Below are 10,188 nucleotides of genomic sequence, written 5' to 3' on the forward strand. Positions count from 1 at the left end.
TGTATGCGCGCGGTTTTTCAGATCCTCTTGCTTATTGCGGCCTGGCTCGGCACGCCGCTTGCGGCTCAGAGTCAGATCATTTTGGATCTGAGTCAGCAGGCCTTCGATCAAAATAAAGTGCACCGCGTGAACACAGACTGGGAGGTCTACTGGGGTGAATTACTGACTCCTCAGGACTTTGCCCAGAGCCCACGCACACCCTCCGAACATCGCCCCTACAGCATGGGTTTCAGCCCGGACAAGGCTCTGAATAACGGCCTACCCAATACCTTCAAACACGGTACGTTCCGCCTGCAGTTGACCCTGCCGCCGCACGATCTGCCGTTTGCGATTTGGGTTCCGGAAATTCGCGGCGCCTCACGGATCTGGGTGAACGGCGTGGAGCAGGCGCGCAACGGTATCGTAGGAACCGACCTGGAATCGGAAACTGTGAAGATGCGGATTCAAACCATCAATATTCCATTCGGAACAAGGAACGTGGATCTGATCGTTCAAACCTCCAGCTATGGTTTCGGCAAACTGGGTCCTTTCAATCCCTTTACAGTGGGCCCCCGCATCAGTGTGGATTCCACCCGCTGGCATGCGATGATTCGTGACACCTTCACGCTCAGCGCCATCCTTATCATGGCCTTCTATCATATCGCTCTTTACCTCGTTCGCGGCAAGGGCGTGGAGCCCGTACTCTTCGCAGTGTTCTGCCTCGCCATGAGCGGCATCACCCTGACCCGTTCGGAAGGTCTTCTGATCTTCCATCTCTTCCAGGATCCGAACACGACCCTCATCTATAAATATGAATTTTTCTCGTTCCCCCTGGCCACGGGCATGATGGGCTATTACACCTATCGACTGTATCCACAGCATCTGCCGCGCTGGCTTTGGAAAAGCGTCGCCGTCGGCACTTCGACCTTTGCCAGCATCGTCCTCCTGGGACCGCTTCGCGCGATCGACCACAGCCTGCTTTTTTTCCAGATCTTCATGCTGAGCACCAGCTTTCTCTACATCGGTTACCTCGTGCGGGCCGCAACACACCGGGCCGATGGCGCCAAACTCTTCCTCGCCGGCTTTGTGATCATCATCATGGGCGCTGTGAATGATATCCTCCGCACGATCGGGGTGATACAGACCATCGCTGTGTCCCACATGACGCTTTTTTGCTTCATCCTGATCCAGTCGATCATTCTCTCCAAACGCTTTGCCAAAGCCTTCACGATGCTGGAAGAAGCCGAGGGGGAAATTCGCGTCCTGAATACGGGACTGGAAAAGAAGGTCCAGGACCGCACAGCCACGATTCGGATGATCCTGGATAATGTCCGCTCCGGCTTCCTCTTGATCGATAGTACCTTCAAAGTCCAGCCCGGTTTCACCAAATCCTGCGCCGAGATTCTGGAGCAGCCATTGGCCGCGGGCGATGACTTCGCAAAGCTCTTCAGCCTCAATGACCGTCAGCGTGGTGACCTGGAGCTGGCTCTGGGCCAGGTCTTCGATGATATTCTTCCCGATTCCGTGACGCTGTCGATGATCAAAAGCCGCCTGCCTGTTCAAAACCGCCAGGTGATGATCCAAAGCGCGGTGATCCGTGACGAGCAGCAGAAGATTCAGTCCATCCTGATTACGCTGACCGATGCGACCCATGTCGCCCAGATGGAAAAGGAAGCCAAGCTCAGCCAGACTCTGATCAAGATCCTTCAGGCCATGGTCAACTTCAAATCGCTTTTGGGTGAGTCCTTCGTGGATCTGGAGCGGGCCCGCGGTCTTCTGAACGAGGATGGCCAGAAGGCTGTTCGCATGATCCTCCACACGATCAAAGGCAATTTCGGGAGCTTCGGCCTGGATGAAATCTCGCACGCGATCCATGAGCTTGAGGATAAAGCCAGAATTCAGGTCGAAGATCTGGACGAGCTGGTTCAGAACATCCATCAGTTCCTCGAATCCTATAAGGATATCCTGAAAATAGATCCGACCTCCCTGCACGAAAAGTCCTATCGTCTGCACGACAGCCATCTGATCCGCCTGTCTGATCGCCTGAAGAACAAGGGTGCTTCGCGCGAAGTGCTGGACACCTATTCGGATTGGATGGAAGAGATCAAGCAGATTTCCTTCGATGAACTCATAGGGCCGATTGGCAAGAAAGCACGGCGGATCGGCGAGAGCCTGGGGAAAAAAGTCGATCTGACCATCGAGGGCGGTTCGATCGCCGTTGATGCCGATCGTCTGCAGGGCGTGATCCACAGCCTCATTCACCTCGTCAGGAACAGTATCGACCACGGTCTTGAATTTCCAGATGAACGCGGAGAGAAACCCGAAACGGGCACCATTTTCATTCGCGTGCGTCGCGACGAGAAAGCGTTCCACATCGAAGCGGGTGATGACGGCCGCGGTATCAATCCCGAGCTGATCCGTAAAGTGGCGATGAATAAGGGTCTGATCAAAGCCGAGGAAGCCGCGAAGCTTTCCGATCAGGATTCGCTGGCTCTTATTTTCCGTGCGGGATTCTCGACGCGCGACGAGGTCACATCCTTGTCCGGTCGTGGTGTGGGCATGTCAGCCATAGAAACGGCTGTCCTGGAGCTGGGCGGGAAGATTGCGATTCAAACGAAACTCGGTCAGGGGACCTGCTTCCATATCCAAATACCGGAAGTCACCCACCTGGCCGAGCGTCGGAAATCAGCCTGAAACCTGATCAAGATTGAGGCCGGCCCGCGTGGTGGTGACCGGCTCCTCATCAAAATGCGTCGGCTGACCCGCACGGGAGCCGCGCAGGTACACCTGCTCGAAGCTTTGGCGAACCTGCTGCGTTTCTTCGATATCCCGGCGCAGACGATCCACGTCGGACTTTTTCTGAATGATCATCTCTTCCAGCTCGCGAATCTCGGCCCGGAGCTTATCGTTCTTGCTCTGAAGGCTCTCGATTTTCTTCGCGGCTTTCTCCAGAATGCTCTTGATGTCTATCTTCGCGGAAACCAGCGTTTTCTGGACGATCAGGATCACCATTTCCTTTTTGTTGTCCGGAAGGTCACGCATGAGTTGAATGACATCTTCGATGCCGTAGGTAAGCTTGGATGCCTCGGGGATCGGGCTTTCCGACTTCAGAGTCGGGGGCGCGGCCGGCGGCGCTTTCGGAGGGTTCACCGCTGTTTTTTGAGGCGCGGACGTCGACTGGGTACGATCCCGCCGCCGCTGCGATTCTTCAAGTTCCATTGCCGCTGCCTCGTAGCTATTGCCTTTGGAAAATAGCCCCATAGCCGTTTCTCCCTCTATTGGTGGACCCTACTCTATCGGTTCGGCCTTCGGGGAAATTCAAAAAATCGGATAAACCACTATTAAAACAAGGTATTTTAAGGCCTAATTCACGCAGGATGGTGGCTTAAGTTTTCCGCAAGGGAGCCGATAAAAAGGAATCGAACGTCAACGTTTCCTCTCGCGCCGGCACACCCGTGGGATGGACTGTGTGTCAACCTATGAGGGAAACTCCATGTTGCGGGCGAGCCTACTGAGCACTATGCTTCTTTGTGCCGGATGCGGATCCGGTTTGGATCCAGCCGAGCGTCGCGATACCAGCCAGTACAATAAAAGCAGTCGACCCAAAATAATTTTGGCCTATGAAGTGAAACGCCAGGACGGGGAAACCATGCGGGCGATCAGTCAACGCTTTCACATACCGCTGAAGTTACTGGAACGCTTCAACCCTCGCGCTGTTCCCGAACGTCGCCCGGCCATCGTTTATGTGCCGGTGGCGCAGACCAAAACCCTGGAAGGAAACGCTTCGGTTAAAAAATCATGGCCGATTGTGAAACTGCAGCGTGATCCCTTTCTACGACCGATTAAAATAGGTCTTTGGTCGGCTCTGGAAGAGGAGCGGTATCACACCTTGGATGAATGGTTTCTGCCCGATGAAGAGCAAAGGCTGAGCTTTCCCGTCGAAGGCTACATCTCCTCCGGCTTTTCCTGGCGTTGGAATCGCTTTCATAAAGGGCTCGATATCGCCGCGAGAGCCGGCTCGCCCATCCTCGCGGCCCAGGATGGAAAAGTTATTTTTCGCGGCTGGCGCTCCGGTTTCGGTCTTCTTGTCATCATTCAGCATAAGCAGGGCCGGACGTACTACGCGCATTGCCAGTCGACGAAGGTCAAGGCGGGGCAGATCGTATCCCGAGGTGATCTGATCGCAAGCGTGGGTGCCACCGGTCAATCACGAGGCCCGCATCTTCATTTTGAATTCCGTGATAACAAAAATCAGCCGCTCGATCCCACAGCGTTTCTGCAGCCGCCCTGTTCACGTCCGGTGGCGCTCTCCGCCCAGCCTGGACCGTCCCTGGCGGGGGTGACGGGCTGGTCCGCAAAATCTTCCCCATGTCAGTCCTCCGATCTTTAAGCCCGGCATTAATTTTGAATATAGATCTTGTTTTTCAGGGCCGATTGAGTGAAGTTACGGTTATCCCCAATGGCCTTCCATCCCGCAAAATACCCAGATCAACGAGGGGCTCGCAATGCCCGGATGGCTCAAAAATCTCGCACTCAGCGTGCTGCTGCTCGGATGGATGCTGCCGCTTGCGGCCGAAGATGCCCGAGCGATCACCTTTGTCACGGGCTATGGTCATGACACCTTGCTCTTCCGGCGTTTTGAGCTCCTCTATAGGGATGCGTTCCAACGTCTGGGCTTGTCCTTCAAACTCATCAGCCAGCCCAAGGACCAGGCTCTCCATAACGCCAATTCTGGCGTTTTCGATGGCGACACGAGCCGGGTTCCCGAGCTTCATGGCCAGCCGGACTATGCGAACCTCATCCGCGTGGATGTCATCGTCAATCGCAGTCATCATGTGGCGTTCACAAAGAACCCGCGCCTGAAGATTTACGACTGGGAGGACATCAAAGCTCAGAATCTGACGATCGCCTTCCCCCGGGGCCAGTTCTATGCGTCCCAGCAGGTGAAGGCGCGGCAGCTGCCTTGGGCGAAAGTCATGATCAGCAGCAACTGTGACGAACTCTTGAAATGGGTGGATTCCGGACGGGTCGATGTTTATATCGACAATCTTGGAAACTGCTGGGGTCCAAGGCACACCGACCGCTTCAAGACCATCCGCGTGGCTACCATTCTGGGCGAGGACCTTAACTATCCCTACCTTCATAAAAAGCACAAGGACCTCGTGCCCCGATTCAGCGAGGCCCTGAAAGCGTCCCTGGAGAGTCCTGAGGTCCACGCGAAGCTCGCCCTTTTGGAAAGGGAGCATATGCCCCGGTCAGGCCACGGGACCAAGGTCCAGCTCTATACGCCTTATGATTTTGAACCCTTTATCACGGATCGCCCCACCCAGCAGGGCCTCATCTATGATTTGCAGCGCTATCTGAACGACCTGGCCGATGGCGTTTATCACTTCGAAGTGCAGACCGTGCCGCGCATACCGGTCGAACGCCTGGAACAAATGCGGGAATTGGCCATCGTTCCCTTCGTCACGCCGGCCTGGTTCAATGATGACAAGGAACAGCGTTTTGATTGGACCAGGGCTTTGGTCGAAGACGAGACTGTGATCGTCTCCCCCAAACGGCTTTCCTTGGAGGGCCTGCATCCCGAGCTGCTGCGGGGCAAGACCCTTTGCGGCAGTTCCACCCTCAGGCGCGACGCGGCTGTTCAAAAGCTCCTGAACGAGGGAATCGTGAAGCAGACGCTCGTTCCCAACACGTCCCACTGCCTGCAGATGCTGATTCACGGCCGAGCCGATTTCAATGTCTCAGGGCGCCTGCTGATCAGCTATTTTATGCAAAAGCCCGAGCTGGCGACTCAGCTTCATACGAGCAGTTCGCTTATCGAGCACTTTACGCGCCGGATTTTGATCACCCCCAGAAAAAGCCAGCTGCTGGGCTGGCTCAACCAGAAAATCGAGATCCTGGGCAGGAGCCAGAGCTGGGAGGACGTGATGAAATCCTATCACCTGGCCTATGATGTTTCTTTCAGCAGAAATCGGTAAAATGAAAGAGGCGGATGCCTCGCTTAACAGTCAATGCGGAGTGTTTGATGCGAATTCGTGACACTCTCGGCCTTGTCCTGCTGCTCGCATGCGGCGGCGTGGGCCATGCCGATTCTCAAGAAGGCGGCTTGCGCGATAAGATGCGTGAGAAATGGATCAAACGGCAGGAAAGCAAACCCGCGCCTGATGGTCTGACGGATCCTCGCTCGAAGCTGCAAAAACCGGGAACCTACACCTTTCAGATCGTGCATGATGCGGTGCCGCGCTTTTATACGGTCCACGTTCCGGCCCGATTGAATCCGGCCACGCCCGCCCCGCTGCTAATGATTCTGCATGGCGGCGGCGGTGACATGCGCATTCAGGCGAGCGATGCCTATTATGGGCATATTTCCAAAGCGGAAGCGGAGGGCTTCATAGCCGTATTCCCCAATGGAGCGAGCAAATTCGCATCGGGCAAGCTTGCAACCTGGAACGCGGGCCGCTGCTGTGCCTATGCCCGGGACAAAAACGTGGATGATGTCGGCTTTATTCGCGAGATCATTAAAACGCTGGGTGAGCAGATCGCTTTCGATAAGAATCGCGTTTATGCCAGCGGCATGTCCAATGGCGGGATGATGGCCTATCGTCTGGCCTGTGAAATGCCCGGAACCTTCAAGGCGATCGCGGCCGTGGCCGGCACCGATAATACCGTAGAGTGCCGTCCATCCGCGCCGGTCTCCATTCTGCACATCCATGCGCGGGATGATGATCACGTTCTTTTCCATGGCGGCGCGGGTCAAACCTTCCGCGATAAATCCACCGTCACCGAATTCACCTCCGTGCCCGATACGATCGCGAAGTGGGTGAAGCTCAATGGCTGTGTGGGAACACCGAAGCGCGTTCTGGAAAAAAAGGGAGCAACCTGCGAACGCTATACCGGCTGTCGCAACGAGGCCTCCGTTCAGCTCTGCGTGACGGAAACCGGCGGGCATTCCTGGCCCGGCGGAAAAAAACCCCGGATGCTGGCGAGCGGGCATCCCTCGATGGATATCGTGGCCAATGATGTGATGTGGGACTTCTTCAATGGGCATTGAGGTCAAGCGGCAGGAGCACTTCAGTGCCGAGGATTGGCTGGGATATTACCGTTTAAATCAGGCTATTTTCCAGGAAACGTATCCTTACCGCGATATGGTGAGCGAGGAGCAATTCCTCCGCGATCCCCGGCCGCTTTTTCTGATGAATTCGGGACTGCGCTGCCTGGTTTTGTTCCGAAACGGCCGCATGATCGCCCTGAGTCACTACCGTTTGGATAGCTCTCATTCCGTGTGTACGGCGGAAGTCAAATTTCTGCAGGCTGGCTTCGATGACCTGTCCTCGAAAGAAATGGTGAAGACCCTGCTTGCGATCAGGGATGAGAATCAGCTCGAAATTCTTCAAATGATCGTTGAGAATGCGCAAGTCGTTCAGCATTACCAGAATACGGGACACTTTCAAAAGGTCGGCCAGGTGCGAGAGTCGGTTCTCGACCTTCAGCAGTTGGATTTAAATCTGATGGCGTCCTGGCAAAGTCAGAATCAAGGTTTCACGTTAAAAGCACTCTCGTGGAATGATGCACGTGACGTCGCGGCCCTGGTTGATATTTACAATGAAAGCAACGCCGATGTCCCCTTTCAAAATGCAGTCGGCATGGTGCGAACGCGCGAGGCTTCGTATTTTTTGGATTGGGTCGCGCGCCTGCAGGTAAACGACATGACCATGCCGGCCTTTGGTCTTTATTGTCAGGATCAGATCGCAGGGCTGGCTTTGTTTGAACTCCGCGCCGCGAATCCCATGACGGCCACCATCATTTACACCGGCGTCGCTCGTATCTTCCGCAAACGCGGTCTGGGGCGGCACTTAAAAGCTTCGAGCACGCTTCATCTGCTGGGGATTTTTCCTGGCCTTCGCTTTATTGTGACAGCCAATGAGGAAACGAATCTGCCTATGTTGAACATCAACATAGCCATGGGCTTTGCCGTGAAGTCGGAGTTTACGATGCTGCGCTATATCTGAAGCATGCAGATGCCCGAGAGGGACAGGCTCACAGCCGCCCGGGCTATTCGTCAGCTTCGAATCTTGGTACGCAGCGTTTTGAAGACCCCTGATTCGCGCAAGCAACTCACCTGAGAGAGACCACAGCAGTGCTCCTCAACCACTCGGTGAGAAAACGAGCCCGTTCAGTACCACCGCAGCACCTTGCTCCCATTGGCCTTCCGAGACTCCTTGCAGACCAATCGGCGAAGGAGTATAGAGCGGCCTTTAAGGAGGACCCCAATGCTTCCCCTGGTGAACCGCAGCATCCTTATCCTTGCCTTGATAACGAGTTTGAGTTCGGGCGCACTCGCTCAAAATCGCTTTACTGAAACGGAGTTGCCTGAAGCCTTCAGCGAGATTTTGAACCCCTTTCTCAACAGTGCGCAGAGCGAGGCTTTTATAGGCACGGGCGGCAAGTCCCTGCAGTCTTACCGATGGCTGCGGAATGACGCGCGAGCCCATATCCTGATCCTGACCGGATTTTCAGAAAACGTCCTAAAATACCGTGAACTCGCCTATCTCTTTTATCAGGAAGGCTACAGCGTTCACCTGTATGAACACCGGGGACATGGTCGATCCGAGCTGCTGACCGACGAACGCCAGAAAATGTATGTGACTGATTTTGAGGACTACGTCAAAGACCTTGGCATCTATCTTCAGACCTTCCTCGCGAGCGAGGAATTGCCTATTCTTGCCCTCACCCACTCCATGGGTGGGACCGTCCTCACAAGGCATCTGCAGCAGAACGCCAATTCTCCGATTAAGGCCGCTTACATGGCCTCACCGATGTTCGACCTTTTCACCGATGGTTACCCACGCCCCGTCCTGACCGCTTTGACCAAAGCTGCGATTCTTGCAGGCCAAGGTCAGCAGTATGTCTTCGGACGCGGTCCTCTCGATCCTGGCACGCTGACCATCGACGCATTTGGAGACAATACCTCAGAGGTTCGCTTCCAAGCATACATTCAGGATTCAGCGAAAGCCGGAGTTCTGCAAGGCAATGCAACATTCGGTTGGACCTACGCGGCGCTCAAGGCGACTGGGCAGCTCATGAAGGAAAAGAACATTAAGAAAATCAACCGGCCTCTTTTTATAGCGCAGGCCGAATTCGATACCGTGGTCCGTTCGGACGCTCAAACAAAATTTTGCGCGCTCCTCAGTCAGTGCCGCATTCAATCGTTCCCGGGCCGGCATGCTTTGATCTACGAAAAGGACGAGATTTTCGTTCCCTTCACCGAGAGCGTGCTCCTGTATTTCACGGAGCAGCTGAACACCCCCTGACGTTCCATCACTCAGGCCCAGGGCCTTTGAAAGGAGAAAAGCTCGGCGTCAGGGTGCTTATACCCCTGAAGCCCTGCCGTGATGATCTCCGCGGCGATCATGCTGTAGACGATCCCATTCCCGCCGTAGCACATGGCAAAGGAACTATGGGGCACTTTTCGGCAAAACGCGATCACGTGCTGCAGGATTTCGGAAAGGGATATCCTCGCCGCCCATCAGAGCCCGACCATCTGCGGTCGTACGGGCATGGAAATAAGGCCGCGCTGTTTCCCAGATCAGAGTTTTCTCATGCCACCCTGGGAAGACTTTGAGTGGTTCCGATACAAACGCGAAGGAACTATGGAGGCACGCAACTCGATCCGGACAGTATTGAGTCGTCTCGTAACCGCACGCGAGGACCACACTGGTAGACGTCCGCTTCGGCCGCCTTGTACGACATGATGCCAAGCCCTGCCGGCATATCAAACTGCGCGCGCCTCAGGTCTCTGTGCAACTTCCGTGCTGAGGTTTCGAATAAATGCTTAAGGACGAGCAGACGCTGCATCAGCAAGGGTTTGCGCGTTTGGGGCGGCAGCGGCGCGAGGAAGTGGATAGGCAGACTCGTGACCTCAAGCACGACTTGAGGCCCGACCAACAGACTGTTCCACAGGCAATGAAATTTTACGACAGGCTCATCTCCTGGCCGCTCTCAGTGGTCTTCCCATCAAAATGCTCCTCTTGAGACTCAGCATCCGCCTTGCTTGCGTGGATAACGCCATCCCGATGTTCGGGAGGACCATAGAGAGTATAGAGCTTGAGAGGTTTATCGCCTCTATTGATGACATTATGCCGCGCGCCAGTGGGCACAATCACGACATCGTCAGCTTTGACCTCAGTCTTACGACCATCGATAACG

8 protein-coding genes are annotated in these 10,188 nt (G+C 55.1%); 6 read left to right on the plus strand and 2 right to left on the minus strand.

Going from position 1 to position 10,188, the window contains the following annotated elements:
- Positions 1 to 3 precede the first annotated feature (3 nt).
- Positions 4 to 2,673, plus strand: coding sequence for a 7TM diverse intracellular signaling domain-containing protein (locus VFO10_RS11420; protein WP_325140141.1), 2,670 nt, complete (start codon positions 4 to 6; stop codon positions 2,671 to 2,673).
- Here VFO10_RS11420 and VFO10_RS11425 read toward each other — a convergent pair.
- Positions 2,665 to 3,240 (minus strand): hypothetical protein, encoded by a 576-nt coding sequence (locus VFO10_RS11425; RefSeq protein ID WP_325140143.1) that lies wholly within the window; start codon positions 3,238 to 3,240, stop codon positions 2,665 to 2,667. The two genes, VFO10_RS11420 and VFO10_RS11425, sit on opposite strands and share 9 nt — an antisense overlap.
- 232 nt (positions 3,241 to 3,472) lie before the next feature.
- Between VFO10_RS11425 and VFO10_RS11430 the strand changes: the two genes are divergently transcribed.
- From VFO10_RS11430 to VFO10_RS11450, 5 genes are all read left to right on the plus strand, one after another.
- A complete protein-coding gene (locus VFO10_RS11430; protein ID WP_325140145.1) occupies positions 3,473 to 4,369 on the plus strand; it encodes a M23 family metallopeptidase in 897 nt (298 codons plus the stop codon).
- Positions 4,370 to 4,484: 115 nt separating this feature from the next.
- Positions 4,485 to 5,960, plus strand: a complete 1,476-nt coding sequence (locus VFO10_RS11435) for a transporter substrate-binding domain-containing protein (RefSeq protein WP_325140147.1) — start codon at positions 4,485 to 4,487, stop codon at positions 5,958 to 5,960.
- Between the two features lie 47 nt (positions 5,961 to 6,007).
- The gene (locus tag VFO10_RS11440; protein WP_325140150.1) at positions 6,008 to 7,033 is read left to right on the plus strand and encodes an alpha/beta hydrolase family esterase; all 1,026 of its coding nucleotides are present in this window, start codon (positions 6,008 to 6,010) and stop codon (positions 7,031 to 7,033) included.
- On the plus strand, positions 7,023 to 7,991 hold the full coding sequence (locus VFO10_RS11445; protein ID WP_325140153.1) for a hypothetical protein: 969 nt from the start codon (positions 7,023 to 7,025) through the stop codon (positions 7,989 to 7,991). The genes VFO10_RS11440 and VFO10_RS11445 overlap by 11 nt, the downstream gene beginning before the upstream one ends.
- 261 nt (positions 7,992 to 8,252) lie before the next feature.
- Positions 8,253 to 9,293: an alpha/beta hydrolase gene (locus VFO10_RS11450; protein ID WP_325140155.1), complete on the plus strand. Its 1,041-nt coding sequence runs from the start codon at positions 8,253 to 8,255 to the stop codon at positions 9,291 to 9,293.
- A 660-nt stretch (positions 9,294 to 9,953) separates the two neighbouring features.
- Here the strand turns inward: VFO10_RS11450 and VFO10_RS11455 are convergent.
- On the minus strand, positions 9,954 to 10,188 hold a 235-nt coding region (locus VFO10_RS11455; RefSeq protein ID WP_325140157.1), incomplete at its 5' end, for a cupin domain-containing protein.

The organism is Oligoflexus sp. (assembly GCF_035712445.1).
Taxonomy (GTDB): domain Bacteria; phylum Bdellovibrionota_B; class Oligoflexia; order Oligoflexales; family Oligoflexaceae; genus Oligoflexus.